This is a genomic window from Vibrio sp. SNU_ST1 (assembly GCF_030563405.1).
In the GTDB taxonomy this organism is placed as follows: domain Bacteria; phylum Pseudomonadota; class Gammaproteobacteria; order Enterobacterales; family Vibrionaceae; genus Vibrio.
Map to the genome: position 1 here is coordinate 937,064 of NZ_CP130749.1, position 26,462 is coordinate 963,525.

General features: G+C 42.8%; 22 protein-coding genes. 8 read left to right on the top strand and 14 right to left on the bottom strand.

Translation table 11 applies throughout. The features are described 5' to 3' along the window. Positions 1 to 112 precede the first annotated feature (112 nt). The 4 genes from Q5H80_RS18525 (at position 113) to Q5H80_RS18540 (ending at position 6,306) form a co-directional block, all read left to right on the top strand. Positions 113 to 1,675, top strand: a complete 1,563-nt coding sequence (locus Q5H80_RS18525) for an arylsulfatase (RefSeq protein ID WP_304569547.1) — start codon at positions 113 to 115, stop codon at positions 1,673 to 1,675. Positions 1,676 to 1,956: 281 nt separating this feature from the next. Next, on the top strand, positions 1,957 to 3,042 hold the full coding sequence (locus Q5H80_RS18530) for a cytochrome-c peroxidase (protein ID WP_304569548.1): 1,086 nt from the start codon (positions 1,957 to 1,959) through the stop codon (positions 3,040 to 3,042). Further along, positions 3,035 to 5,470, top strand: a complete 2,436-nt coding sequence (locus tag Q5H80_RS18535; protein ID WP_304569549.1) for an ATP-binding protein — start codon at positions 3,035 to 3,037, stop codon at positions 5,468 to 5,470. Before Q5H80_RS18530 ends, Q5H80_RS18535 begins: the two co-directional genes overlap by 8 nt. Before the next feature lie 182 nt (positions 5,471 to 5,652). Beyond that, positions 5,653 to 6,306: a DUF2057 family protein gene (locus Q5H80_RS18540; RefSeq protein ID WP_304569550.1), complete on the top strand. Its 654-nt coding sequence runs from the start codon at positions 5,653 to 5,655 to the stop codon at positions 6,304 to 6,306. A 105-nt stretch (positions 6,307 to 6,411) separates the two neighbouring features. Here the strand turns inward: Q5H80_RS18540 and Q5H80_RS18545 are convergent, their stop codons facing one another. The 6 genes from Q5H80_RS18545 to Q5H80_RS18570 form a co-directional block, all read right to left on the bottom strand. Continuing rightward, entirely contained in the window at positions 6,412 to 6,906 is a 495-nt protein-coding gene (locus Q5H80_RS18545) for a GNAT family N-acetyltransferase (RefSeq protein ID WP_304569551.1), read from the bottom strand. A gap of 227 nt (positions 6,907 to 7,133) precedes the next feature. Continuing rightward, a complete protein-coding gene (locus Q5H80_RS18550) occupies positions 7,134 to 7,601 on the bottom strand; it encodes a GNAT family N-acetyltransferase (RefSeq protein ID WP_304569552.1) in 468 nt (155 codons plus the stop codon). Between the two features lie 92 nt (positions 7,602 to 7,693). Beyond that, a complete protein-coding gene (locus Q5H80_RS18555) occupies positions 7,694 to 8,008 on the bottom strand; it encodes a cupin domain-containing protein (protein ID WP_304569553.1) in 315 nt (104 codons plus the stop codon). 91 nt (positions 8,009 to 8,099) lie between these two features. Further along, entirely contained in the window at positions 8,100 to 8,603 is a 504-nt protein-coding gene (locus tag Q5H80_RS18560; RefSeq protein ID WP_304569554.1) for a YgjV family protein, read from the bottom strand. Between the two features lie 70 nt (positions 8,604 to 8,673). Beyond that, positions 8,674 to 9,474, bottom strand: coding sequence for a PhzF family phenazine biosynthesis protein (locus Q5H80_RS18565; protein ID WP_304569555.1), 801 nt, complete (start codon positions 9,472 to 9,474; stop codon positions 8,674 to 8,676). 288 nt (positions 9,475 to 9,762) lie between these two features. Next, positions 9,763 to 10,413, bottom strand: coding sequence for a LysE family translocator (locus Q5H80_RS18570; protein ID WP_065679404.1), 651 nt, complete (start codon positions 10,411 to 10,413; stop codon positions 9,763 to 9,765). Between the two features lie 402 nt (positions 10,414 to 10,815). Here Q5H80_RS18570 and Q5H80_RS18575 point away from each other — a divergent pair, with 402 nt between their 5' ends. After that, the gene (locus tag Q5H80_RS18575; protein ID WP_304569556.1) at positions 10,816 to 11,847 is read left to right on the top strand and encodes an extracellular solute-binding protein; all 1,032 of its coding nucleotides are present in this window, start codon (positions 10,816 to 10,818) and stop codon (positions 11,845 to 11,847) included. Between the two features lie 3 nt (positions 11,848 to 11,850). Continuing rightward, positions 11,851 to 14,280 carry a bifunctional diguanylate cyclase/phosphodiesterase gene (locus Q5H80_RS18580; protein WP_304569557.1) on the top strand — a complete coding sequence of 810 codons (2,430 nt, stop codon included), beginning with the start codon at positions 11,851 to 11,853 and terminating at the stop codon, positions 14,278 to 14,280. Positions 14,281 to 14,607: 327 nt separating this feature from the next. Here the strand turns inward: Q5H80_RS18580 and Q5H80_RS18585 are convergent, their stop codons facing one another. Beyond that, positions 14,608 to 15,633, bottom strand: coding sequence for a diguanylate cyclase domain-containing protein (locus tag Q5H80_RS18585; RefSeq protein WP_304569558.1), 1,026 nt, complete (start codon positions 15,631 to 15,633; stop codon positions 14,608 to 14,610). 9 nt (positions 15,634 to 15,642) lie between these two features. Further along, complete coding sequence (locus tag Q5H80_RS18590) at positions 15,643 to 16,098, bottom strand: hypothetical protein (protein WP_304569559.1); 456 nt, start codon at positions 16,096 to 16,098, stop codon at positions 15,643 to 15,645. A 355-nt stretch (positions 16,099 to 16,453) separates the two neighbouring features. On the opposite strand from Q5H80_RS18590, the gene Q5H80_RS18595 reads away from it, so the two are divergent. Both Q5H80_RS18595 and Q5H80_RS18600 read left to right on the top strand, forming a co-directional pair. Continuing rightward, on the top strand, positions 16,454 to 16,681 hold the full coding sequence (locus tag Q5H80_RS18595; RefSeq protein WP_004730426.1) for a PAS factor family protein: 228 nt from the start codon (positions 16,454 to 16,456) through the stop codon (positions 16,679 to 16,681). A gap of 255 nt (positions 16,682 to 16,936) precedes the next feature. Then, a complete protein-coding gene (locus tag Q5H80_RS18600; RefSeq protein ID WP_004730424.1) occupies positions 16,937 to 17,119 on the top strand; it encodes a hypothetical protein in 183 nt (60 codons plus the stop codon). A gap of 181 nt (positions 17,120 to 17,300) precedes the next feature. On the opposite strand, the gene Q5H80_RS18605 is transcribed toward Q5H80_RS18600, so the two are convergent. The 6 genes from Q5H80_RS18605 to Q5H80_RS18630 form a co-directional block, all read right to left on the bottom strand. Beyond that, positions 17,301 to 18,593: an alpha/beta fold hydrolase gene (locus Q5H80_RS18605; RefSeq protein WP_304569572.1), complete on the bottom strand. Its 1,293-nt coding sequence runs from the start codon at positions 18,591 to 18,593 to the stop codon at positions 17,301 to 17,303. A gap of 353 nt (positions 18,594 to 18,946) precedes the next feature. Further along, complete coding sequence (locus tag Q5H80_RS18610; RefSeq protein ID WP_304569573.1) at positions 18,947 to 19,684, bottom strand: DUF3726 domain-containing protein; 738 nt, start codon at positions 19,682 to 19,684, stop codon at positions 18,947 to 18,949. Then, a complete protein-coding gene (locus tag Q5H80_RS18615) occupies positions 19,681 to 21,507 on the bottom strand; it encodes a hypothetical protein (protein ID WP_304569574.1) in 1,827 nt (608 codons plus the stop codon). The genes Q5H80_RS18610 and Q5H80_RS18615 overlap by 4 nt, the downstream gene beginning before the upstream one ends. 270 nt (positions 21,508 to 21,777) lie before the next feature. Beyond that, positions 21,778 to 23,373, bottom strand: coding sequence for a BCCT family transporter (locus tag Q5H80_RS18620; RefSeq protein WP_304569575.1), 1,596 nt, complete (start codon positions 23,371 to 23,373; stop codon positions 21,778 to 21,780). Positions 23,374 to 23,604: 231 nt separating this feature from the next. Beyond that, positions 23,605 to 24,600 carry a membrane dipeptidase gene (locus Q5H80_RS18625; RefSeq protein ID WP_304569576.1) on the bottom strand — a complete coding sequence of 332 codons (996 nt, stop codon included), beginning with the start codon at positions 24,598 to 24,600 and terminating at the stop codon, positions 23,605 to 23,607. Between the two features lie 228 nt (positions 24,601 to 24,828). After that, positions 24,829 to 26,289 carry an aldehyde dehydrogenase family protein gene (locus tag Q5H80_RS18630; protein ID WP_004730413.1) on the bottom strand — a complete coding sequence of 487 codons (1,461 nt, stop codon included), beginning with the start codon at positions 26,287 to 26,289 and terminating at the stop codon, positions 24,829 to 24,831. Positions 26,290 to 26,462: the final 173 nt, after the last annotated feature.

Consider the following 26,462-nt stretch of genomic DNA (forward strand, 5'->3'; position numbering starts at 1 on the left):
ATAACAATTGGTTATAACCACTATAAAAAGACACAATCGATTTTTGAGATTAATGTTTGCCCAACGATGTGTTGTTCTAACGCATTAATCTTTAAAGTAAATCGGAGTCCTTATGGGTACTAAAATTAATAAACTAGCATTAGGTGTTGGCTTATTAGCAGCTTCTTCGGCAGCAACAGCGGCAGAAAAACCAAACATTCTTGCTATCTGGGGTGATGACATTGGTGTATTCAACATCAGTGCATACAACAACGGTATGATGGGTTACGAAACACCTAACATCGACCGTATTGCTAACGAAGGCGCACTATTTACTGACCACTACGGTCAACAATCGTGTACAGCTGGTCGTGCTGCATTCCTAACAGGTCAAGAACCTTTCCGTACTGGTCTATTGACTATCGGTATGCCGGGTTCGGACCACGGTATCCCTGATTGGGCTCCAACGATCGCAGACCTTCTTAAAGAACAAGGCTACATGACAGCTCAGTTCGGTAAGAACCACATGGGTGACCAAGACAAACACCTTCCAACGAACCACGGTTTTGACCAGTTCTTCGGTAACCTTTACCACCTAAACGCGGAAGAAGAGCCAGAGACATACTACTACCCTAAAGATCCTGAGTTCCGTAAGAACTTTGGCCCTCGTGGTGTAATCAAGTCGACTTCTGACGGTAAGATTGAAGATACAGGCCCTATGACGCGCAAGCGTATGGAGCACGCGGATGAAGAGTTCCTAGAAGAATCTTTAGCATTCATGGAAAAAGCAGTGAAAGCTGACAAACCATTCTTCATCTGGCACAACACGACTCGTATGCACGTATGGACTCGTCTACAAGAAAAATACCAAGGCGCATCTGGTATCAGCATCTACGCTGATGGCATGTTAGAGCACGATGACCAAGTAGGTGTGCTGCTAGACAAGCTTGATGAACTGAAAATTGCAGACAACACAATCGTAATTTACTCAACGGATAACGGTGCAGAAACCGTATCTTGGCCTGATGGTGGTGCTACTTACTTCCACGGTGAGAAAGGTACAACTTACGAAGGTGGTATGCGTGTTCCTCAGCTAGTTCGCTGGCCTGGTACTATCAAACCGGGAACTAAGATCAACGACATCATGGGTCACCAAGACTGGATCCCTACCCTACTAGCTGCAGCTGGTGATGATAAAGTGGTTGAGAAGCTAGCGTCTGACAAAGGTGCAACGTACAACGGTAAAAATTGGCGTGTACACCTAGACGGTTACAACTTCCTACCTTACTTCCAAGGTAAAGAAGAGAAAGGCCCTCGTGACAGCATGCTTTACTTCTCTGCGAATGCTGAGCTAAACGCTGTACGTTGGAATGACTTTAAGATCTCATTCGCTGTAATGGACGGTAACATCGTTGATGCGGTACGTTTCCAACCAAACTGGCCTCAAGTTGTTCACCTACGTGCTGACCCATTCGAAAAAGCACCACACGAATCTGGCATGTACCTACGTTGGATGGCTGACAACATGTGGCTATTCGTACCAGTAGGCGGCAAAGTACAAGAGTTCATGAACACACTACCTGGTTACCCAATGCAGCAAAGCCAAGTGTTGAACCCTGGTAACTTCAACCAAAATGCTTACATGCTTCAAGGTAAACTTAAGCAACTCGAAGCGGCAGCAGCGCAAGCTAAATAAATCGCTTTAAGCACAACCGAGTAAGCTAAATTCAAAACCGTGTCAGTCTCTTTATGCTGTCACGGTTTTCTCTTTTCTAACAGAAAACCTCTTTAAGCCTCTGAATATCTATAGCTCTGCCACACCTCTCTTCCCTTCATTTCTGGGCGATCTTCTTGCAACAAGCAAAATATGAAACTAGATTTACATCAAAGGCATATTTTTTACATGGATTAAACAAGATCAAATTCAGACGGACTCTGAATCATGTTACGGGTCTAAAATTAGATGGAACTAGTACTATGAGAACACCCTATTTGGCTGCGATAGTGATTACTGTTATTTCTATTTCTGTCATCGCCGTAATTTACAGCTCACCTCCGCCAACACCCACAACTCCGATTGAAATTACTTCGAATCAACATTCCCATAATGATTCACCTAAAGCATCCTCGCCGTCGACTCAAGCGTCACAAATTAATAGCTACAGTGTCTCCTCCAATCAGCCTATCTTTGCCATCCCAAACGAAGCCGATATTGACGTAAACTTAGCCAAAATTGGTTGGGCGTTATTTAAAGATCCGAACCTTTCTTCGAATAAACAAATCAGCTGTGAGACATGTCATAGCCTGCACTCTAATGGCGCAGAAAACATCCCAGTCTCTATTGGAGTGAACGGCGCTGGAATGCGCAATTCGCTGACCGTTTTCAATGCTATTTTCAATTACCGATTTTTTTGGGATGGGCGAGTCAACAACCTTTCCGATCAAATAGATGGACCTGTTCACAACGTCCTTGAAATGGACTCAAACTGGGATCTAATAACAAATTATGTATCGCAGTCCAACCACTACACAAACCTATTCAAAAAATTCGATTTACCTATTACCACCCATTCTATTAAGTCGTCTTTAATCGAATTTATGCATGGCCTTACCACGCCCAATTCCCCTTTTGACCAATATTTGCAAGGTGATAGTGCAGCTCTTTCCGATTCAGCATTGCGTGGATGGGAAACATTCCAAAAAGAAGGCTGTATCCGTTGTCATCAAGGAACCAATATTGGTGGGGGAATGGTCATGAGATTTGGTTACTTTGGAATTGGTAAGACCGGTAGTGAACGTAGTGATGATCTAGGGAGATATATGTTTACCTCTTCGCCCCAAGACAAGCATTTGTTTCGTGTAGCGAGCTTAAGAAACGTCGCTATCACAGCTCCCTACTTTCATGATGGACGTACAGACACATTAGAAGAAGCCATTAAAATCATGGGCGAGAGTCAACTGGGTAAAACATTTAAAAGGGAAACGATTAACGATATTAAGGCTTTTTTAGAATCACTGACAGGCGACCGTCCGCAAATGCTTCTGGAGTTTGAAAATGAATAAAATCAAACTCACATTTTTAGCCTTTACGTTATCGTTTATCGCACTCATAAGCTTCACTGTTCTGTCTTATATTGAACATGAACGCGTGGCATCTTATGGGAAGTTAGCCCGTGAACTGGGGCATGAAGTGTTAAACATGAGGGATCAAATAACGAATAGCGCAATCACTGGTATTTCGAACCCTTATCAACTCTCAGCCAATTTAGTGCATCTAGAAAAAGAGCTTCAAAAACTGAGGAGTAGTTATCAGGAGAAAAGCATACATTCCCCATGGTTCAACAAATTACCTACACGACAGATACTAGAGCGATTTTATGACTCTTCTATGACCAATATTGATACTTTAGATCACTTGGTTGGCCAAAGTGTGGCACGCCAATTCATCCTTCAATCACTCACACAAAAATTGACGGATAACAACACTTCCAAATCAATGTTTAAAGTTCAGAGCGAACTGCTCGCTAATGTTTTGCAAACAGAGCCTTCCCTTGCTAATCAAGAAGAAAACGCAAAACATGAAGGCTCTACAAGCCCAACGAACGCAATAGGTCGCTTAAATAGCCACCCAGATTTTGTTCAACTCATAGAAACCTTTACAGACCTAAACATCCAACAACAGTTGTTACTGTCCAATATTTTATCTGATAACAGCATGCAATATGTCGAGGTAGCTGAACACGGATTTACCGATCTACAAAACTCATTAAAAAGCCTAATCATAAAACTGATTTTCTCGATTACAGCCTTAATCTTCGCCTTCTCTTTTGCCATGTTCATCATGAGAATTTTTGAGTTAAAACGTAATACTCTTGCTTACCAAGAAGCCGCTAGCACCGCACAGCATGCTAACGAAGCGAAATCTCTTTTTCTCGCAACAATGAGCCATGAATTAAGAACACCTATGAATGGGGTTTTGGGTCTTGCACAAATAATCAAAAGCGACTCTCAAGAACCCGAGACTCGCAAACAAGCTCAGGTAATCATCGATTCAGGGCAACACTTAGTCACCATTCTTGATGACATCTTAGATTTTTCTAAAGTCGAGCAAGGTAAGCTAGAGCTTGAGTTCGCCCCTTTCTCGGTTTGCGATGTCGTGACACACCTAGATAAGACACTCACTCCACTCGCTGAAAATAAGGGCTTGTCACTAATCATCAATGACAATATCCCTTCAAACATCCAGTTAATTGGTGATTCTGCACGTACCCGCCAGATCCTATTTAATTTGGCAGGTAATGCGGTCAAATTTACGGAGTCAGGCAAAGTCGAAATCCAGTTTGATCTATCCAACACGACCCCGCCTACCGTCAATATCCGAGTGTCAGATACAGGGATAGGCATCGACGAAAGTAAAATAGACCATATATTTACGGCATTTGAACAGGCAGAGCTATCAACAACGCGTAAATTTGGAGGGACTGGCCTGGGGCTTTCGATTGTTAAGCAACTGGTTAAACTGATGGGGGGCGATATTAACGTTTCTAGCCAGTTGAACGTTGGAACTCATTTCAACATCACTTTGCCTTTAAAACTTCAAAAGCTTGCATCGCAAATAACCAAAGTAACAGAGCCAGAAAATACAACCATTCACGAAAACTTCTCTGTATTGCTTGTTGAAGATAACAAGGTCAACGCAATGGTGATAAGGAAGTTTTGCGAGTCTCTCAACTTGACTGTAGATAACGCTTTTGACGGGTTGCAAGCTCTCGACAAATTGTCTGAAAATCAATATGACCTCATCATTATGGACAACCATATGCCGAACATGAGTGGTATTGAAGCAATACGGAAAATCCGAAATGAACTCAAACTTTCGACGGTTATTTTTGCTTGCACCGCTGATGTCTTTAAAGAAGCTCATGATGATTTCTTGAGTTCAGGCGCAAATTTCGTGTTAACCAAGCCACTACAAAAAAACAGTCTTAAGAATGCAATTATAGAGTTCCATAAGCAGTTTGAAGTCAATAGAACACACTTAGATATAGACGGCACAAACATGGGTAAAACACAAAACGAAGGCAACGTCACAATACTTACCCGATGCCCAAAAAATCAGTTACCAATGACCGAAGAAGAACTAACACGAAACCCGTTACTTGTTGGCCAGAACCTAGACCTCGATGAAAAACTCGATTATCTAGAGTCCATTGTTTCTGACTTAGAACACCAAATTGATGCCCTAATTGACATGTTTTCTAACTCTCAAACCGAAGAACTCAACCACACTTTGCTGGCAGTTAAAGGCGTTGCTGCCGAGCTTCAAATGAGTGAAGTTCTTGAACTCGCAAGCTCAGCTGAAAGCACAACACGTAACAACATCTTGCCCGAAGCAGAGTTATTACAACAACTCATCAATAGGCTTATGGTGAACAGTCATCAAGCAACTCGCCTTATTCATAAACTCAATCAACAACGTAAAACAGGGTAACGCGAAACTATGGTCGGCTGATTATTTACTGTCCAATCAGACTGGACGCTGTAATGTCAAACACTTAGAACTAGCTTTTACGTTAAGTTTCGGTGAATTTTTTCAATTCGAGACGAGCTAACTTGAAATACTTTGTTCTGCATGAGATTGTAATTTAACTTCCCATAAACAACTGTATGATTATGAAAACATTACAATCCATTGCGCTGCTTTCCACAATTATCGTAGCACCACATGTGCTAGCTGACGTGACAATTGAAGTTCCCGCTAGCGTAGATATCTTAGCGGTTAATGAAGCGAAACCTGACCTAGATGGCAGCTTATTTTCTTCTCATAAAACGCTAACCGTTCCAGACGGTCAAAACCAGATCGTATTCCAATATCAACTTGCTTTTGATAAAGGTAACGACCGAGAGTTTGTCGACAGTGACGCTATTATTGCAACCTTTAGTGCAACTGATACCGCATTGACGTTCGATATGCCAAAGTTCCGCAATACCGCTGACGCGAAGAAAGGCTTTGATAACCTAGATTGGAAATTGGTTGATGAAAACCAAGACGCAATCAGTGTTAAACAAGACAAGCTTGTAAAAGACGGTATGCAGATTGGTCGTAAATTCCCTCAAGAAGCAAAAGAGTACAACAAGAAAGGCGGCGTTGCTGCGCTAGCTATGGGTACAGCTGCAGGCGCTACAGCGGCAGTTGTTCAACCGGTAACGCTACCAGCTAAAATTGATGCTAACGCTGCTAACACGGCCGAAGAGATGCTTTACTTCTGGTACGACAAAGCAGACGCTGAAACTAAGCAGAAATTCAAAGATTACGTTAACAAGTAGATTCGATTACGAACAAGTCTATAAAATATCTCGTTCAAACCAAAAAAGCTGGCACACTGCCAGCTTCTTTGATTTCATCTAAATAGGACGTTATAGGTGTAAAAATCAACGATAATCAAGTCTAATCCTCGACATCAACAACATATCAATGTATTTCCCGCCTTTGAATGTACTCAGCCTTTTAGTGCCTTCTAACTGAAAACCCACTCGTTCATACAAAGCAATGGCAGCGTTGTTATCGGCATGGACCTCTAACTCCAGACGAACAAGATTAAGCCAATTATCAGCCTGATTAATCGCTTCTTTCATTAATGCCTTCCCAACCCCTTTGCCATGGGCATCCGGGTGAATTGCAATCCCAAGGCCAGCACTGTGTCGGTCTCTCACCTTAGTCGTCATGAATAGGGTAATGTGCCCTACGACTTTACCTGACACTTCAGCGACTAAAGTGAAATGGTCGGAATGACCAAACAATCGCTCCACTTGATCAGAGCTAAGGAAAGGCTTTTGTGAGGTATTTTCTGATACTGATGAATGGCGATAAATATCAAAAATGTCTTGGTTGTCTGTGGTTTCAAGATGTCTAATTTGTATTTCCAAAGTGATTCCTTACTGTCTATTTCTATCCTTAAGCTAATTTTCATATTACGGATAGTGCTGAGCAGCGACAACCATAAAGACAGCAAGTGGTAGAAATAATCGTTATACTCCATCAAACCACCAAACTTATATACTAAAAACACACCGCAGTTGTTCCCTTCACAAGCTTGCCTATAAAGACTATTTGAGCATTTCCAAGTTTACCTACACTAGAATAACGTTAATGGCTACTTGGTGGTTTTCTCCATCACGTAATTAGTCAGCTTAACGCCACGTATTTCGACTTCCTGTTCATTCACTAACTCAAAGCCAAGGTGCTCATAGAAAGGCCTAGCGGTAATACTCACCTCAGAGAAGTATCTCGATACACCACGAAATCGACCAATCTCGAATACATGCTCCATCAAAGCTCGCCCTACACCTTTACCTTGATATTCATGATGACAAAAGAAGTGATCAATCAACCCATTCGGTTGCAAGTCAGTATAGCCAACAACGTGGCCACCCAACTCCGCCACAAAAGGTTGGATACGATGCAGACACTTTTCCCACACCTCGGAGTCAAAGTCACTTGGAGCCCAAGCCTCAACTTGCTCCTGAGAGTAGTCTCGAAGATTGATATTACGAACGGTATGAAAGTAGATATCCCAGAGCGCTTTGGCATCACTAACTTGGTAATTTCGAATTCTAACCACGACATAGTCCTTCATGTATTTACAGTGTATTGGACAAGTAACATATTGTCCCTAGGTGCTCTATAAATGAGTCGGCTCTAGAACAAAGAGTTTCAGCGGTAAAACACAGCCAACCAGATCGTCACCATGTCTTTGTTCGTACCAATGACCTTGTGCTTTTCTCGTGCTGCAATGTTGATGTAGTCCCCTTTTGATAAGGTAACTAAGCGTCCATCTTCAAACTCAATAACACCTTGTCCCTCTAGAACCATAACCCATTCGTTTTCATCTTGGTCATACCAACCTTGTTCTGGAGAACTGTGCCCATGAGATAATATTCTTTCAATCCGCACATTCTCAGTAGTAATGATGTCGTTGAAGATTTCGTCGGGTATTGACGAAGGCACATCCGAGTAGATATTTGACATCGCTCTCTCCTAATCCTTGTTAGATGAATATGGCGCAGTGCTTTATCGTTTTATCTAAAGCCTAGCTTCCTGAGCTCCTAAGCTATAAGCCCTAAGCCACAGCACTTTTTCTGAAATAGAATCGGTAATAGCCCACTAAGTTACTGCAGATAAACAGCGCTTCCATCAGAACCGCTGTTGGCGAGCCAACTAAGTAATTGTGAACCAACCAAAAGCTAGTCCCTATGATCATCAGTTCTCTTAATCGACGGTCATCTTTATTAAACGCCGCAAACGTTTGAAACATCGAAGCACAACAACTTAATACACTGCTCAGCCCTGAGTAAGTAAAGGCTGTCGCAACCAGCGACATGGAACAGAACAAATATTTAAATTTGGGTGACGTAGAAAACACGCTCGTCAAATATCGAATGGTCGCGATGATCATCAAACTTGCCGCCGTCCATTGTTCGAGCAAAATGAAATGACTAGAAATAAGAACGCCTGCAAAAAACAAGCATGTGACGATTTTCTTCCTTTCCTTAAATTGGAATGACAATAAATCGAAACAAATAGCGATAGCGACGAGTACTTGAGACAGATAAAAGGCTGACACGTTTATTCCTTAAGTAGTGACCTAGCAGATTTAAATTATGACGTTGCTGTTTTATGAATGATATTGAAGTTTAGACTTTTAAAGTACCACTGATTACGGTGGTTGCAGACCCTATCAGTTTTATACGACCATTCGGCAATAGCTCTGTCGATACATACCCACCGCGGCGCGACGCTTGGTAAGCATTGAAATGCGCTTTGTTTAGTTTCTCGGACCAGTACTGTGTGAGAGCGCAATGCGCTGAACCCGTAACGGGATCTTCGTTAACACCCACCCACGGCGCAAAATAGCGCGAAACAAAATCAAGCTCAGAGTTCGACGACAATGCCGTCACAACAACGCCTCGACCTTTAATACGCTTTAGAGCATCAAAGTTTGGTGCTAAATCTAATAAAACTTGTTCGCTGACAACCTCAATAAACTGTTTGGTATCGAACTCACTGTATGACACGACTTGGTCTTCACACAGCCCTAAATATTCAAGCAAATCTTTATTGGCATCCAATCCAAGATCAAGCATAGTACTTGGGAAGTCGAGCTCGATTGTGGAGTCACAAACTGTGGCAGATAGCTCCCCTGAAAGCGTATCAAACGTCACAACCTCACCCACATTGACTAACCCTCTTTCCTTCATCACATGCGCTGTTGCCAACGTACCGTGACCGCATAATTTGACTTCAACTTCTGGTGTGAACCATTTCAACGTCATCGTATTGAGGGCTAAGAATGCCGTTTCTGATACTGCCATCTCTTCAGCAATCGAATACATCAACGACTCTTCTAAAGGTTCTTGTGAAATACAAACCCCTGCAGGGTTTCCTTTAAAAGCTTGAGTAGTGAACGAATCCACTTGATATATCTCTAAATTCACAATGGCTCCTAGCGCTGATATTGAATAGACATTGCAGCCTACAATAAGCACAAACACCCCGTGCTACAAGTGTTCAACAGCAACATTATTAATACTTATTTAAGAACTAAGGAATGATAAACAAAGAGTTATGAAAAGAATTGGTGGATTAAGCTGAGGGTTTAATATCGGGCAGATAAGAGATAAAACGTATCTGCCCTGGTAGGAAACAAGCACACGTTTATGGCACATAGGCATTGTATCGTGCCACAAACGTGAGGTTACTCAGCAATGGTAACTTTATTGAATCTACTGACGCACCAGAGCAGATTTCACAATGGTCAAGCCAAGCAAACCCAACATAACCCCTGTCACTTTATCAATATAGTAAGCAACACGTGTAAACTCTTGACGCACTTTAGGCGTCGATAACAGGAAGATAATCGCCGCATCCCAAATAAAGACAACCACCGTCATCCAAATACCTAGGCCTAGCTTAAACATGAAGCCAATGTCATTGTTCAACACAACCGTGAATAAGCTCAAATAGAACAATAGGTTTTTGGGATTAAGGATTCCAGATAGAAAACCCGTGACGAATTCTTTAAGAAAAGTCGTTTGGTTGAAGCTATCTCCTTCGGAAACATCCATATTACTGTAATTACATTTCTTCGCTCTTATCGCTTGAACTGCAAGATAAACAAGAAATACACCACCAATTATCTTAAGTGCAATCATGACGGAAACCGATGCCGCTAGGATCGAGCCGACACCAACCAAACATAAAGCAATATAAACCGCATTGGCACTGGCAATACCGAATGCAACGCCGAGTGCTTTTCTTCCCTTATTTTTAACAGCACTCTTTACCACAATCACGAAATCTGGTCCGGGGCTCAATAGCGCCAAAAAGTGAGCAATCGCCACGGTAACAAAAATCCCAACTAAACCTGCATCCATAAACCAACCTCCTGTCGTTCAATTAATGCCCTACTATTGCATAACTAACGAAAAAATGCTCAAGTAGTTGAATATATATTTACTAATAACCTAATAACCTAATAACCTAATAACCTAATAACCTAATAATCAAATAAATCCCGTGTTTTCGTCACGCAAAATCGGAAGTCGATGAGTCATTCGTGTACTTCTTCAGGCGTTCGTCGGTCAAGGGTTGATATCCCCTTGATTTAACATAGTGATTTTGTGCTCAAAGCTTACTTTTAGTTCCAATTAGGTCATAGGATTTTCATACTTGGATGCATTGCGTTAGGTTGAAGTGAAATTAGAGACCTAAATTTGAGCTATGTCGCAAAATTTGGGCTACGATTTAGTTAAGCAAAGTAGGAAAGGAATCCGTCAGTGAAAGCATTTTATGTTTCAGTCCTTGCGTCATCATCCTTTTTAACTGGCACAGCGTTTAGCCAACAGAATGATATTTATCTCTACAATTGGGATGAATTCCTATCCGATAGCGTCGTGACCCAACTAAGCGACACCTACGGCATTTCTTTGAAACAGCAGTTTTTTTCTGATGAGTCGATCAGAGATGAAGTGCTATTAAGCGAACGTCGTGGCGCATTTGAGCTCGTCATTATAGAAAGTGTAAAGCTCAATGCGTTAGCCAAGCAGAACCTGTTTCATAGTCTCAGTGAGTTACAACAATCCATTGCTGGTAACATCGATTCAAGGTGGGTTGATGGATGTGGAGAATATGGTATTCCCTACGCTTGGGGAACTGCGGGAATCTTATATAGAAGTGACAAAGTAAACACTCCCACTTCTTGGAACGCTATTCTCGAGCCAGACACGAACAGCAGTGGCCGCATAAGTATGTATTATGAACCTACGGATTTGGTGAGTACTGCACTGTTAGCTAATCAATTTGATCCATTCACCAATAATGAGCAGGAACTTCGCGTTGCCTATAAAACCCTGCAAGCTCAAAAGCCTCACCTAGAAAGCAACGAATACGTCATCGACTCTATTCGCCAACCCGAACGTCTTACTAACATCGACCTTGCCTACGGTTATTCTGGTGACAGTTATGTGCTCAATGATGCCGACCCTGATGCATCTTGGGTTTACATCGTTCCTCAGGAAGGTACCACGTTATGGTTGGAGTGCATTGCTGCGATTAACAACGGGGAGTTGTCTGCACAAACAACAACGATTCTGTCATTCTTATCGCAACCCGAGATCGCAGCTCAAAACGCGATGGATTCATGGTTTGCAACTCCAAGTTCAAAAGCAAAAGCCTTAACGACTCAAGAATACCAAAATGATCAAGAGCTTTTCCCTAGTAAAGAGGTCTTAGAGCGCAGTTATCTGTATCAGCAACTCGAACCCAATAGCATTCAAATTCGTAACCGTATTGTCGACAGTTTGAGATAATTAATGCCAGTATTAAAGAAGCTCTATTATGTACTCATTCCTACGTTATTGTTCGTGTTTGCAATCGGTGGGATGGTTACCTATAACTTAGCCTCTAACCACGCGAAACACATGTACTTAGACGAGGTACAATCCGATGTAAACACAGCGCTAGTGGTCGCGGAGTACGAGCAACTTGGTCTATCTTTGCTTGTAAAAGATATTGGTTCGTCACTACAATTCTTGCGCTATATCCAAAACCCTGGTGACTACACAACCTTGTCCCTGCTGGAAAAAAGAGTGCTTCGCGTCTTAAACCAAAGTCACGTTAATCAATTTGGTCAACGTAACATCTATATCATTGACCCTAAGTTCCAGTTAACGCTATCTACGTTGCGAGCAGACCCTTTCGAAGGGTTAAAGATCCCCGATAACATTTATGAGAAAGTCTTTGACATCTATACCTCGTTAATTAGTCAAAACGCCTTGCCCCATAAAGGTTTCTCTTACATCTCTGTGAGTGGTGAGCTCAGATACGCTTATGTTACTGCGATTGACCCTTATCTAGTCCCGCAAGACAAGCGCGCTAGTAAAAGTGTAAACCGCTTTATATTGATTGCTGATGGTCCATTAAAGCAGTTGTCTAATTTGCTCACCAAATACAACGATGATGACAACATGCAGCTTCTGATTGAGCCATCATCGAATACTGCACACATAGAGAATACACAGTTCGTTATTAAGTCCTTTGAACAAGCCAAGGACAGAATCAAAGTTGAGATGAACAGTCGTCACTTCCTCGCCCAAGTTAATATTCGCGAAAAAAAATTCAATCATGAAAAATCTATCATAGCTCAGCAGACCCTACTTGGCAGCTTGACGACACTATTCATTATTATGCTCATCGTACACATGGTAGTGCGCTACCAATTAGTACGCCCACTCAAAGGCTTATTGCATGAAATCTCGATTGGCGGACTTAAACTTAGATATTTCAAACGGTCATCCGGACAAAGTGAGATAGACGGCCTAAAGAACGCTTATATTGATTCACTAACAGAATTGAAATTCGAAGCAGAATTTGATCAATTAACCAAGTTAGCCAATAGGCGCTCGTTCATTCGACATCTTGATGTTCGTTTAAAAAGCTCTATGAACCCACACTGTTACCTAGTATGTTGGGATATTATCGACTTCCGTAAAATCAATGACTTATATGGAGCCAAGGTGGGCGACAATGTACTCGTTAGTCTAGCCAAAACACTCAGAGAAACCCTACAGAATCAACAATCCTCTTTCGGATTTAGTTGCAGCGACTATTCAGTAGCAAGGCTTGGAGGAAACCAATTCATTGCCATATTGGAAATGGGTGAACACCAATCAATAAACGAAGAGATTGAGAATATTAACAACACCCTAACAGGTACGACTTTCCTAGATTATTATGGGTTCAGGCTTTCAATTGCAACAGGTGTACTACCCGTCGATACCCCTAAGTTCGAGGAGATATGGCACCGATGTATTGATGAGATGTTAATTAATGCTAAGGATCACAGTGACGGAGATAGCCGGATTGTTTACGGCGAAGAGCTACTTCATTCACTTGAAAGACATGATGTTATCGAGAAAAGGCTCTTGGAGTGCTGCGCGAGTGACAACTTTGAACTTCGCTTTATGCCTATTTTCAATGCTAAGACACTTCAGATTGACGGAGCAGAGTGCCTCATTCGCTGTCCCGCTCTATTTGATATAAATGCAGGGCCGGATGAGTTCATTCCAGTTGCAGAGAAAAGCAATTTAATATCCAAACTCGACATGTGGGTCATTAGTACCGCAATAAAAAGCTATAAAGAGCTCTCAGAGATTCACAAGTACACTGGTAGCTTATCAATAAATATATCAGCGATGGAACTTTACAATCGAAACTTTGCCGACAATATTCGAAAGGTAATCGAGCGTTATCAAGTACCACCGGCCAACATCATTATAGAAATTACCGAAACCAGTTACGTTAAAAGCAGTAAACTTACAGTGCAGACAATTAAGAGTATCAGGAGCTTAGGTTTAAAAGTGTCTCTTGACGATTTCGGTACCGGCTATACAGCTTTTAACCAACTTCTTCACTACCCTGTCGATGAACTTAAAATTGATAAAAGCTTTATCGATAATATCGTCGACGACAAAGCTGACCGAAAGATGGTCGAATCCATGGTTAACTTAGGGCACTCTTGTGACACCTTCGTTGTTGGTGAAGGTGTCGAGTCTCTCGAACAATATCATCACCTTAAAAAAGCCAACTGCGACCTAATACAGGGTTATTTTTTCAGCCAACCACTCACTTACATTGAGTTCATTGAATTTGTTCGTGACCACAATCCGCAAACTATTCTGGATCAGCAAGCCCTTTTAGAACCAAGATCTAACGAAAGGATTGTCGTGCTTAATCAGAAATAGTAGTCGTATTTCGAAAAGCATGACTACTGAATAACCACGACCAAACCGCCTCTCTTTTATCATCTAAATAAACCTCTGCAATGAGCACAGACTCACCGAGAACGATTCAATAACAATTCCTACAGACAAACCCAAATCAACAAAGGAAGGCCCCTCTCTGATCATAAGCCAACATATTAGCGAGGGTAACAAGCTATGGGCTTAGCTTGGCCAGTTTTACTTGACCACTACACAGCTTCATTAAAGCTTCTAACGTAGAAATACAAGTGCCAGTAAGATAAGGTATCAGTGTGGAGGTATAGGAACGAGACTAAACCTTGTAGAAGCTTAGCCTTGCATCGAGGTCAACAGCTCCATCATGTCTTTAGAGCTTATGTTCTTCTTGTGCCTCACTACGGCGTCAATCATCAATTCTAAGTTACCTGCAGAGATGTAATCACTAAGGACGTCGTTAAAATTGTCCTGAATTTCATCACTCGCGTATAAATGATCAGGAATGAAGAATAAGAACTGGCTTCCACTGGTACGGAATGAAATGGTGCTTTCAGGTATCTTTGTGGTCAAAGACTTAGCAGCCGAGCTCACGACAAGGTCCCCATATTCAAGGCCATATTTTTGATTAATCTCGGTAAGGTTTCTGATTCGGACAAAATAGAGGTCAAAGTTTTTGTCCTTCGAGTAGCTATTCTTAACAAATTTCATCAACGAAATTCGATTGCGAAACCCTGTAATAAAATCCGTAGAGTAGAGCTTTCTTTTGATAGAAAAATCCATATAAAAAATAATCCCAGTCAACAACAAGATGCCAACAAGAAAAACGCTACTGATCCGATGAACGGTAACCAAGTTATCAACCATTGAAGTATTTTCTTCAATCACTGGGCTTTGTAATCGAAACTTGTCGTTAATAAAATCGACGAGTGTGTGGTAACAAATATCGACCTTTTTCTGTAACGATTCCTTGGGCAACAACCCTTGACTGACCAGTTTAATTGAGGGTTCCAAGCTCCTAAATTTATCAAATTCCGCACTAAAATACGGTTTAAAGTTTGCTGACTTGATAAAATTGGAAGACTCAGTGCTATTAATCAATATGTCAAAACGGCTCCACGTAATATCGTACGCTAACCATAACTCATCATAATCAATAGTTTCAGAACGACTTACCATCAAGAAATTGGCGTATTCTTTCACCAATTGAAAAACGAACCACGTTGCCTCATTTTGTCGGGTAGAAAAGCTCTTATTGATATCGTTAATGCGGGTAACACTGTAGATATTGACGGTGAGTACCACTGCTGCCAGAGATAACACAGCGATTTTAATAGCAGTCAATGACAGCAGCTTTTTCATAGTAAACCCTTACAAATGAATATCGCGTATCTGCCAAATCATCTTGGCATGGAAGTCTGTGTTATCTATATCTGGAGTCGAAGAAAGCGGATAGATCAACCAATAGGGACCTTTATCTCTGACCGACATAAATTTGCCATTCTGTTTGATAGCAATAATTGGCTGGTAATCCTCAAAGTCTTCTTGAGGTACCGCTATTTTATAGTCGTTTAGTGCAACAAAAGTTACCTGCGATGCCATGGGCAAATCCATGGTTTCAAGCACCGTTTGCAAGGTTACACCGCTATAGACTAGCTTCCCATCCTCCCATGGTAATGATGTGGAAATTTCTTTTTGAGGAAGTAATAGCAGTTGTTCTCGACTTAATTGATGCTTTTGTCCTAGATGATCGAATATTGTAAGTTCCGATGCTGCAAAAATAGAAAATGAACATAATGAAAGTATAAACAGAAGTGCAGTTCTCATTTTAAACTCCATTTAAAAAGTCACTAATCTGAGTCTAGTTCATATTGCTCGTTTAACTTGCCTAGAAATTATCTAATTTTTCAATAGTAGTGAGATCATAACCCGGTAGGTTTCTTGTTCTCCGTAAGTGACACTGACATAAAGCCCTAATTCAGATAATAAGTACGACACTTCATGCCAATAGCAGGTTTTGAATATGCTCTGTCGGAAGGAGACTTTAGAAGCACAACACAATTATAACTAACTGATTACACAATTAAGCAGAGCTGCACACAATGCGATCAATCTCGCAGAACAAATACAGTACCAGGTGCATAATATGCAAAATTTTATAAAGGTGCAGCAGAGGACAGATATGGATACAACTACACTCATCTACGATACATTGGAAGGTCTGTCGAGCGCAAAGCCACAGCAACACGCTCAAATCCGCCAAAATCTATATAACCAATTAGATTTATCATTTGAGAAGCAGTTGGCTTTGTATTCATCAGTTCTTGGTCCAGCAAGTGCTGGCAGATTGACCGATTTGGATAGTGCCGTGATGTCTGCACGCAAGATTGTTGGCTTAGAAAACAGCTAAGCAATCTTCAACCTATCTCAACTTTAACGCTGCCATTGTGCAGCGTTTTTTTATGGACGCTATTTACGATAAGTACGGTTGGTTACGATAAATGCAGTTAGGTGCGATTAAGTAAGATAAGTGCAGTTGGGTCTGTTTTTCAAGTTGCACGCATTCTCATTTGGTTAATCTTATGTTCCATTTTTAACAGGTGTGCAACCTCAACAATGGCGCTAATGTTAGTAGCACGTTAACCACACATCGGATTGAAGAATCATGAGAGTACTTATTGAATATACACAAACAGGCAAATACCGAGACCATGCGTGGGAAGCATTAACGATTCGTTCCAAGGGCGAAATTCAAGCTGTGACTCCCTCTTATGCGGCTCAACTTATCGAACAGAACCGCGCCAGCTTATCGACCACCGAAAATCAAGATATCGTCATCCAACCTTAATGAATTTAGGAACTATCCCTCCCGGTTCTTAAACTCTCTGTTTTACTCGCGTTAATTATTAATACGATACTGAGCAAAACAGAGTTCGATGACATTAAAAAACGCTGCACGGATGCAGCGTTTTCTTGTTTCTAACGTATATAGCTTCTAACGAATATAGCTCTTAACGTTAATCGCTAGATTACTTTGGCAGGTTTTCTAACGCATCAACCATTGTCATTAACTTATCGACAATTCTTTCGCCGTCTACTCGCAAACCGTTGTGTTCATATTCATTAGTGATCCACGCTTTAGAGTTTGGAATGTTGGCAAGCGTTTCGCGGCTGTAATCCAGCTCTACGTACATGTCGTCTGCATAAACCGCACACGCCATCGGAACCGTATTTTTGCTCAGTTGTTCTGCGTTGTACAAATTGCCCCAATCCGACTTCTCAGCCAAAAGATTCGCCGCTTCACGCAATGGCTTCAGAGTTTCCAGTTGGTCGAACATCCACGGATACACCATTTCTCCGGTAAACCAGAACTCACCACCCGACTGGTAGTTGAAATGTGGGTACTGCTCACGAACACGGTGTGCAGACCAGTTAGACGCTGTGCCTTGACAGTAAATAGACTCATGCAGAATCGCGTAGATAGGATTTGTTAGGTAACCCTGCTCTTGCTGCATTTGATTTAAGAAGCTGTAGCTCAGCTGCTTACTACCGTTCACTTCAACAAACGCACTCTCCAATGTGAAATACATCGGAAGGTTAGCTTCACCACCACCAAGGTTAATACCGATTAGCTGGAATTGTTCAACTGTGAACACCTGACCGTTTGGCAGTCTCACATCATTGTTAAGCAGATAATCAGAGATCTCACGACACATGGCTTGTGCTTGTGGGAACTGAGCAAAGAAGGCTCTGTTTTTATCTTCTACACGCTTGTAAGTCGCACGATAAACATCATCAGCTTCACGTTCAATAGAAGGAATACCGCCCGTCACGTAACAACGTTGCAAACTCTGTGGGAACAGTGACAAATAGCTCAGTGTACAGAAGCCACCAAAGCTTTGACCAATTGTAGACCATTGCTTAACATCGAATTGCTCACGAATGGCTTCAGCGTCACGAACAATGTTATCCGCTCTGAAATGCGTTAAGTAATCTACTTGTTGATCTGGAGACATATGCGCCAAGGTTTCATGGCTGATAACCGTGCTGTTGCCTGTGCCACGCTGGTCAAGAAGCAGAACACGGTAGTTTTGTAATGCACGCTTTAGCCAGCCTGATTGACCGCTAACACGTGGAGAAGGAAAGCCCGGACCACCTTGAAAGTAGATCAACCACGGTAATTCTTGCGCATCTTTAGCGAGATCAACCAGTTCACGTGCGAAGACTTGGATCTGTTGTCCATCTTTTGCTTGGTAATCGAGTGGCAACTCAAAAGAGTGCTGACGATACAGGGTGGTTCCATCAATAAAGTTAGCTTGCACGCTTCATTCCTTTTTATCTGATTCTAAAGTCATCGGTACGAATAAAATCGGCGCCCTTTGGCACCTTTAGTTAGCAAGATACGCATAGTAGCTTGTAAAAGAAACTGTTTGTTGAACCTGAATGTGAAGGTACTTCATTAAATCACCAAATTAGCTTTAAACGCGTAACAACTTGTTTCAAAACAGAGGGTTTAAGGGAGGCTATTGAGAAGAAGAATGAAAACGGGAAACAAATAAAAAGAGCTTAACGAGGTGAGGATACGTTAAGCTCTTTGGTTTTATCTGTGTTGATAAACTAACTGGATTATTTACCATTAATCTATCGAATCTATTCGTTCTATCAAATCTAGCGACTACGAAGCCGTTAATTCACCTGCACCTTGAGTCGAACGTTGGCTACTTTCAACAAGGATAGCCGTCGCGGTCTCTTTCAACGCACCCCACTCTCCATCATCAACTTCAATGCCATCGTTCCACGCTTTCTCTTGAGTTTTAAAAAGCGCTTCCGATTCAATATGTGTTCGGTAGCCATCTGACAAACGTTCGATATCGAAATCCTGGACGGAAAGCTCGATGGTCATATTGTGGATATGTTCGTCCGATGCCAGTGGCAAATCTGATAAAAACAGTTCTGGAGCAACGCAACCACGGTTAAGGACATACAAAGTGCTCTTAGGGTTTGAGCCATTGTCCCAACGTGCAGTACATGCGATACCTTTCGCAGCCAATTTCACAAGCTCGCTGTACGCTAACCAACGGTTGTGGCAGTTGTTTAACTCAATTTTCAGCGTCTTTTTACCGACCATTTTTTCAATGGCGTAATCGATAACCACTGGAAGGTGACACGCTAAGCTCGCCTTGTGCAGGTCCACTTCAACTGTGTTGTCGCTGCGCACTTGAATGTCTACTGGGCAATCGTCTTCAAGACCCATAAAATTACTCGCATTGTTAAAATGACGAACACCATCCAAACCGACCATTTGTAAATCTGCCACCATGTTCGCTATTACATCAGCTTCACCACATGTACGACGCATACCCAGAAAGGCTTTATTGACGGCCGCTACCAGTTCATTGTGAGAAACGATCATAACGATTTACCTCCATGTTGGCCTTTCGTAGTTGTGGTGTGAGTTGTTGTGCTGTGAGTAGACATATTTTGCGAACCAGACAGTTCAGCTTCACTTGGTAATACTGGGAACACCCATTCGTCCTGATGAATTTCATCAAGCAGTGGCGCGCCTTGGAAAAACGTCACTCGTACCCAACGGTCTGAGCGAGGATCAAATTTAGTCGCACCAAACATTGCTAGCTTGCAACGCAATAAGTGCATTGGTGGAGAATCTTGGTGCAGCACATTCATTTGAATGTCGCCCATCGCCTTGTTACCTAGCGTCCACACACGGCGTGCAATCGCACGATGCTGTGGCTGCTTAACAAGGAACTCAGCCAATGAAAGCTCTGGCGCAAACTGCAATAAAGCATGATACAAACGGTAAGCTTGACGGCCGATATCTAACGGCAACTCACGCTCTTCACCTAGTTCTTCGCCTCGAACACCGAGCCTTGGCTCTTCTTTATCTTGAGAGCGATACCAGAACCAGTAATTATTCTCTGCTTTCGTAAAGTCGGTCGTAATTGCCCAACGATACTTTTCTTCTAGTACAACCAAAAGATCTTGAATTTTTTTACCGCTAGGAAGCGACAGCGTTTCGCTACAATTCATTTGCTCTTGATGGGCGTCTACTAATTCTGGGTACAATTCCATCAAGCAAGAGATAAGGATTTCTTGGGCTTCCATACTCATGTGCTTAGATTGTTCAACTAACTGCGCCCATGTCTCACAATGGTTTACAGAAGCTTCTAATGATTGTTCTGCGTATTTCAACTCATCAACAGCAGCTTTGTTCAACTCTTGCTGGTTTTCATTGATGGTTACAACTTGTTCTAAATGACAAATCGCTTTTTTAACTAGTGTACGTAATGGCTCGATCAACGCCGCATCAGTAGGATTAGCCAACACGTCAGCCAATGCATGCTCACGGGTTGTCATCCATTGATCGACAATACTTGGGTGGTTAATAAGGTATGGCGCCATGCCTAGACCTGTCGCATTACCAACACCAAGGTAACGTTGTAATCCTCTGTGCAAGGTGATCGCTTGTTCACCGCCCTGTTGCTCAGCTAGGTAATGAACCCAATCTAGACTGAACTCACGTAGCATATAAACGGCACACATTTGCGCACTAAACGATTGATTAAAATCTTCATTTTTCTCTAAGATTTTAAAGTCAGCAATGCCAAATTTGCCATTACCGTATACCGCTGTCGTTCGCAAGATGTAACCCACTTCAGCCAGCTCTTTTGGCGTTGGTTGAACACCTTTAGCCAAGTGACTAACGATATGCTCAAACACACGCACGCTTTTGTTGGCACGCGCTAAAACAAGCACATTGTTAGGGTTACGGCCTGCTTCTTGAAGCGGTACATTCGCACGAAGTCTCTCAAGTAGGGTGACATCCACATCACCAAGAACAAGCGCAAACGTTACGTCCCACTTTTCAGCAATTACACGGTCATTTCGTTCGTCGTCTGCAATTTCATCGCAAAAAACAACCAAATGATAAACATGGTTTGGCGTCGCTAGCTTATAGATAACGTGACCAAAACCTTGAGGGTCTAGTTGCCACTCATGTTTCGTCACTTTCCATTCTTGCTGCGCCATTTTACGAATCAGAGTTCTTACAAAGCTGATGCGTGTTTGGTGCATCGCACCTAGCCTTTCCGGTGCCATGACGACTGTTGCGTCACGTAATGCTGATTCAGTGTAGGTAGAACGATGTGCATCCATTTTGCTCACCACCTTATAGTTATAGGATTTTGCTAGCCATTCAGAACCGATCGTTGCCATCATTTGAAGCATTCGTTGTTACAATGTGCTGGTTAGCTTTCACGTTATTGGAGCAAGCGAACTCACCCCTTATTATTTGTCCTGACTAGATCGATTGACCTAAATACGTGCCGCCCGGTGTATCTTCACCAGTACGGGTTTGCTGTTCCTTTCGGAATCTTGTATCAGCCTTCTTTCAAAGGCTGATACCTTGTTTCTCTTTCATTTTTAGAAAGCGTTTTCTCTACAGGCTCTTTTCTTTACAGACCCTGCTCTTTTATAAACTCGGCTCTTCTACAAACCCTGCTCTTTTGCCATCTTGATTGCGATTTGAGGCGCATTCCAAAGCGACGGCAGTAAGATTATGGACACCGGTACCGCTGTGATTACAATGAAGGATTGCAGCGCAGAGATTCCGCCTGACCCTAGAGAAATCAGAATCAATGCAGTTACCCCCATCATCACACCCCAGAAAGTACGAATAATTGCGTTAGGCTCTGTCTCACCACTGACTACCACACTGATGGTGTAAGTCATCGAGTCACCGGTCGTTACGATGAAGATCGTGGTTAAGATCAAGAACAGAATAGAGATAAGCATAGGCATTGGTAGCTGCTGAGTTACTGCCAGTAGCGCACCTGGTAAGTTAAAGCCTTCAAACGCTTTACTTACGCTGCCTGGGTCTGCGATTTCGAACGCAAGGCCAGAGCCGCCAACAATTGTGAACCAAAAGCATGTGACGAACGGTGCAATAAGACTGATGGTTGATACCAACTGGCGAATACTACGACCACGCGAAATACGAGCGATGAAGATTGCCATCATTGGGCCGTAACCTAAGAACCAACCCCAGAAGAATACTGTCCACCAGCTCAACCAACCTTCGTCACCACGGTATGTTGCCATTGGGATGAAGTTATCAATCATGCTGCCTACACCTTGGATGTAGCCATTGAAGATGAAGTTCGTTGGACCGAAGATAAGGATATAAATCATCAATGCCATTGCCAAAATTACGTTGTAACGGCTTAGCATTTGCATTCCGCGGTTAAGACCACTTAATGCAGACAGTGTGTAAAGAACGATAGCGAACAAGATGATAATCAACTGAGTTGTGAAGCCATCTGGAATACCAAATAGTTCATTCAGAGCGTAGCTGACTTGCAAGCCTAAGAAGCCGATCGGACCGATGGTGCCCGCTGCTACTGCAACAATACAACATGCATCAATCAGTGCGCCAGTATGGCCTTTCAGTGCTCTTTCGCCCAAAACTGGGTAAAGCAAAATACGAGGTTTAAGCGGCAAGCCTTTGTCGTAGTGAAGGTGCATAACCACAATAGACGTTAAGCTACCTACGATTGCCCATGCAAGGAAACCCCAGTGCATGAAAGATTGTGATAAAGCATTCACCGCGCCTTGCTGCGCATTTTCTTGCGCGCCATACAAGGGTGGTGGGCTAACATAGTGAGCGATAGGCTCTGCTGCGGCCCAAAATACACCGCCGCCTGCAAGTAGCGTACAGAAAATGATTGCCATCCAACGGAAGCCATCCATTTCAGGTTTCGCAATGCCGCCTAGGATAACCTTGCCTGTTCGCCCTGCCGCCAGGCCAAGACCAATAAGAAAAGTCAGAAGAAGAAGCATTTGCCAATAAGGACCGAATACTTTTACAGACCACGCAAAGCCTGTATTTACTAGGCTTGATAACAGCTCGCCATCAAATAGAGCAAGTGCCACGAACAGAGCGATAAAACCGCCGCTGTACCAAAGTGCTGGATTAGATAATCCCAATTTGTCTGAGGTAGATTCAGACTGGTTTGTTTTGCTTGTTGTGTTTGTTTGACCCGCATTTACGTTTGAAGATTTCACGCTATTGGTTAAATCAGACATACTCTGACTCCAGAGGTTTCTTTGCAGCTGTCACTTTAATGATGACTACAAGAGGTGTATTTAACACCTGCCCTATTGTTTTTTGTGTTGGGCAGGCTAATCCATGTTTGGGTTACCGCGTTGCGAAATAGACCGTTGTTCCTTTTGAATAGTGAAATTGGTTAAAACAGCACGTCTAAATGAACGTTTATTAGAAGGCTGCTAATTCGATGATTGCTAATGAAAAAACACTTAACCCTCGTTTTGAGGCTCTAGGCCATCTTTCAAGAAGTTAAACCAGTTTTCTCCCAAGACTTGCCCTGCTTCAGACTCACTGAAGCCATGACGCATCAATCCGTTATAAATATTTTCCATACCCGCACTACCACAGAACCAAGGCAACGCATCTGGCCAACCTGAGTTGTTTGCAGAGCCTTCACCGTAGTCCATTGCTTTAGACCAACGACCATTTCTCATCCATTCAAGAACGGCTTGTGGTTGGTTTAAGCATAGGTCACTACCAATACCTAGGTGTTCTACGCCAACCATGTCAGCGGTAGTCGCAACCATTTGGCAGAAGTCTTCCAACGTACATTGGCTGCCATTTGGTAGGTGGAATGGGTATAAGCTGAATCCGATTAGGCCGCCGCGTGCGGTTAGGGCTTTAATCACATCGTTTGATTTGTTTCGTAGTGCATCATGAGCAAACGTTGGGTTCGCGTGGCTGATACAAATAGGACGAGAAGAAAGATCAATCGCTTCAAGTGTTGAGCGCTCTGCACTGTGAGACATATCGATGATCATGCCCACTCGGTTCATCTCTTCGATCGCTTGCTTACCAAAGCGAGTAATACCGGTGTCGTTCTTCTCGTAGCAACCCGTCGCCAATAAGCTCTGGTTGTTGTACGTCAGTTGCATGATCAGAAGACCTTGCTTACGCATCACTTCGATAAGACCAATCTCATCGTCGATTGGAGAACAGTTTTGAGCACCTAGAAAAATGCCGACTTTGCCGGTCGCTTTTGCAGTTTCAACATCAGCCATTGAATGGATTGGCATGATAATGTCTGCATTTTGCTCGAATCTTAAATTCCACTCTGCAAAGCGAGATAAGGTTTCACGAGCTGTCTCGTGGTAAACCGCGGTAGCGTGAACTGCTGTAATGCCGCTCGCCTTTAGTGTTTGGAAATATTCTCTGTTCCAATTGCAGTATTGCAATCCATCTATAACAATCCGTTGCTGGTACATAACCACTCCTATTGAAAGCTCAGTGTTCTAGCTCGGTTTTGAAAACACGCTCAAATAACATGTTTTCAAAAATGGGTTAAATCACGTCTCTAATTTCATTTGTTGCGTTGGGTTTGGATGTTGGCCTGACTCTGTGAATCAGGCCAATTCGATAGTTGGATAGCTAGGGGCTTAATGTCTCCAGCCATCCCGTTCTAATTAATAGAGAGCTAATTAATAAAAAGCCGATTAGTAAGGACGCTGGTAAGCGGTCTTCACAACTGTGTAGAACTCTTTCGCGTATTGACCTTGCTCACGAGGACCGAAACTAGACTCTTTACGGCCACCGAACGGTACGTGGTAATCTGTGCCTGCTGTTGGTAGGTTCACCATCACACAACCTGTTTGCGCTTGTTGCTTGAACATTGCGCTAGTACGTAGGCTTTGAGTAATGATGCCGCCCGTTAGACCAAAGCGAGTATCGTTGGTTGTCGCGATAGCCTCTTCTAAGTCAGCTACACGAATCACACTTGCCATTGGTGCAAACACTTCTTCTTGGTTCACTTCCCAATCGTTCTTAGTGTTTAAGAACAGCGTTGGAGACATGTAGAAACCTTCGTGTTTCATGCTTAGGCGTTCGCCACCAAATGCTAGCTCACCGCCGCTTTGACGTGCTTTCTCAACCCAACCCAGGTTTGCTTCAAGTTGGTTGCCGTCAACAACAGGCCCCATGAACACGCCGTCTTCTAGTGCGTGACCGACTTTCAGCTCGCTCATACGTTTGATCAGTGCTTCAACGTATTGGTCGTGAATGCCATCCATAACCACAAGACGAGAAGATGCTGTACATTTTTGACCTGCGCCAGAGAACGAACCTGCGATAGTTGCATCAACGGCTGTTTGGATATCAGCATCATCAGCAACCACAAGTGCGTTCTTACTGCCCATCTCTAATTGGCAACGAACGAAGTTTGGCGCTGTAGCAGCGGCAACCTTACGACCCGTGTCAACAGAACCAGTAAAGCTCACACCGTTCACTTCTTTAGAGTTGATCAGTGCATCACCTACTTTAGAACCGCTACCTAGAACAAGGTTGAACGTGCCAGCTGGCATGCCTTGGCGGTGGATAATCTCAGTTAGCGCAACTGCACTTGCTGGTGTTAGGTTTGCAGGTTTCCAGATAACGCTGTTACCGAAAGCCAATGCTGGAGCGATTTTCCAAGCTGCTGTTGCTGTCGGGAAATTCCAAGGAGAGATGATGCCGATAACACCCACCGCTTCACGAGTCACTTCTACAGAAACACCAGGGCGTACTGATTCTGCGTTGTCGCCAATTTGACGAAGCACTTCAGCCGCAAAGTACTGGAAGAACTGACCTGCACGGTAGATTTCACCACGACCTTCAGCAAAAGGTTTACCTTCTTCACGAGAAAGCAACGTACCGAGTTCATCACAACGTGCAATCAGCTCATCACCTATCGCTTGAAGTACTGCTTGCTTACGTTCAATCGGCGTTTTTTCCCACTCTGGTTGAGCGTGCTTCGCCGCTGAAATCGCCTGTTGAACTTGGTCAGCACTTGCTTGTGCGAAGTTACCGATGTTTTCAGAAATATCTGATGGGTTAATGTTCGCAACGGTGCTTACACCCGCTTGCCATTCGCCGCCAATGTAAAGTGCGTTTTCTGCTTGAACATTCTGTAATTGAGTCATCATTCTGTCCTTGTAACGGTTAGGTTGCGGTTGAGTCTGGCAACCATCTGGTTAAATTAATAAACTGTTAATATTCAGGTAATTAATTGCTGAAATAAGATGTATATTTTGTTTCCAAAGTGAACCAAATCGCTTGTATCAATAAACCACTTCAAATTAAAAGAGTTTTGATC

Bases quoted from the DNA above. Each gene is read 5' to 3' on its own strand.
- Q5H80_RS18585 (WP_304569558.1), bottom strand. From the start codon at position 15,633: ATGAAAAAGCTGCTGTCATTGACTGCTATTAAAATCGCTGTGTTATCT.
- Q5H80_RS18530 (WP_304569548.1), top strand. From the start codon at position 1,957: ATGAGAACACCCTATTTGGCTGCGATAGTGATTACTGTTATTTCTATT.
- Q5H80_RS18590 (WP_304569559.1), bottom strand. From the start codon at position 16,098: ATGAGAACTGCACTTCTGTTTATACTTTCATTATGTTCATTTTCTATT.
- Q5H80_RS18555 (WP_304569553.1), bottom strand. From the start codon at position 8,008: ATGTCAAATATCTACTCGGATGTGCCTTCGTCAATACCCGACGAAATC.
- Q5H80_RS18610 (WP_304569573.1), bottom strand. From the start codon at position 19,684: ATGATCGTTTCTCACAATGAACTGGTAGCGGCCGTCAATAAAGCCTTT.
- Q5H80_RS18615 (WP_304569574.1), bottom strand. From the start codon at position 21,507: ATGATGGCAACGATCGGTTCTGAATGGCTAGCAAAATCCTATAACTAT.
- Q5H80_RS18630 (WP_004730413.1), bottom strand. From the start codon at position 26,289: ATGACTCAATTACAGAATGTTCAAGCAGAAAACGCACTTTACATTGGC.
- Q5H80_RS18600 (WP_004730424.1), top strand. From the start codon at position 16,937: ATGAGAGTACTTATTGAATATACACAAACAGGCAAATACCGAGACCAT.
- Q5H80_RS18525 (WP_304569547.1), top strand. From the start codon at position 113: ATGGGTACTAAAATTAATAAACTAGCATTAGGTGTTGGCTTATTAGCA.
- Q5H80_RS18535 (WP_304569549.1), top strand. From the start codon at position 3,035: ATGAATAAAATCAAACTCACATTTTTAGCCTTTACGTTATCGTTTATC.
- Q5H80_RS18570 (WP_065679404.1), bottom strand. From the start codon at position 10,413: ATGGATGCAGGTTTAGTTGGGATTTTTGTTACCGTGGCGATTGCTCAC.
- Q5H80_RS18625 (WP_304569576.1), bottom strand. From the start codon at position 24,600: ATGTACCAGCAACGGATTGTTATAGATGGATTGCAATACTGCAATTGG.
- Q5H80_RS18620 (WP_304569575.1), bottom strand. From the start codon at position 23,373: ATGTCTGATTTAACCAATAGCGTGAAATCTTCAAACGTAAATGCGGGT.
- Q5H80_RS18595 (WP_004730426.1), top strand. From the start codon at position 16,454: ATGGATACAACTACACTCATCTACGATACATTGGAAGGTCTGTCGAGC.
- Q5H80_RS18580 (WP_304569557.1), top strand. From the start codon at position 11,851: ATGCCAGTATTAAAGAAGCTCTATTATGTACTCATTCCTACGTTATTG.
- Q5H80_RS18540 (WP_304569550.1), top strand. From the start codon at position 5,653: ATGAAAACATTACAATCCATTGCGCTGCTTTCCACAATTATCGTAGCA.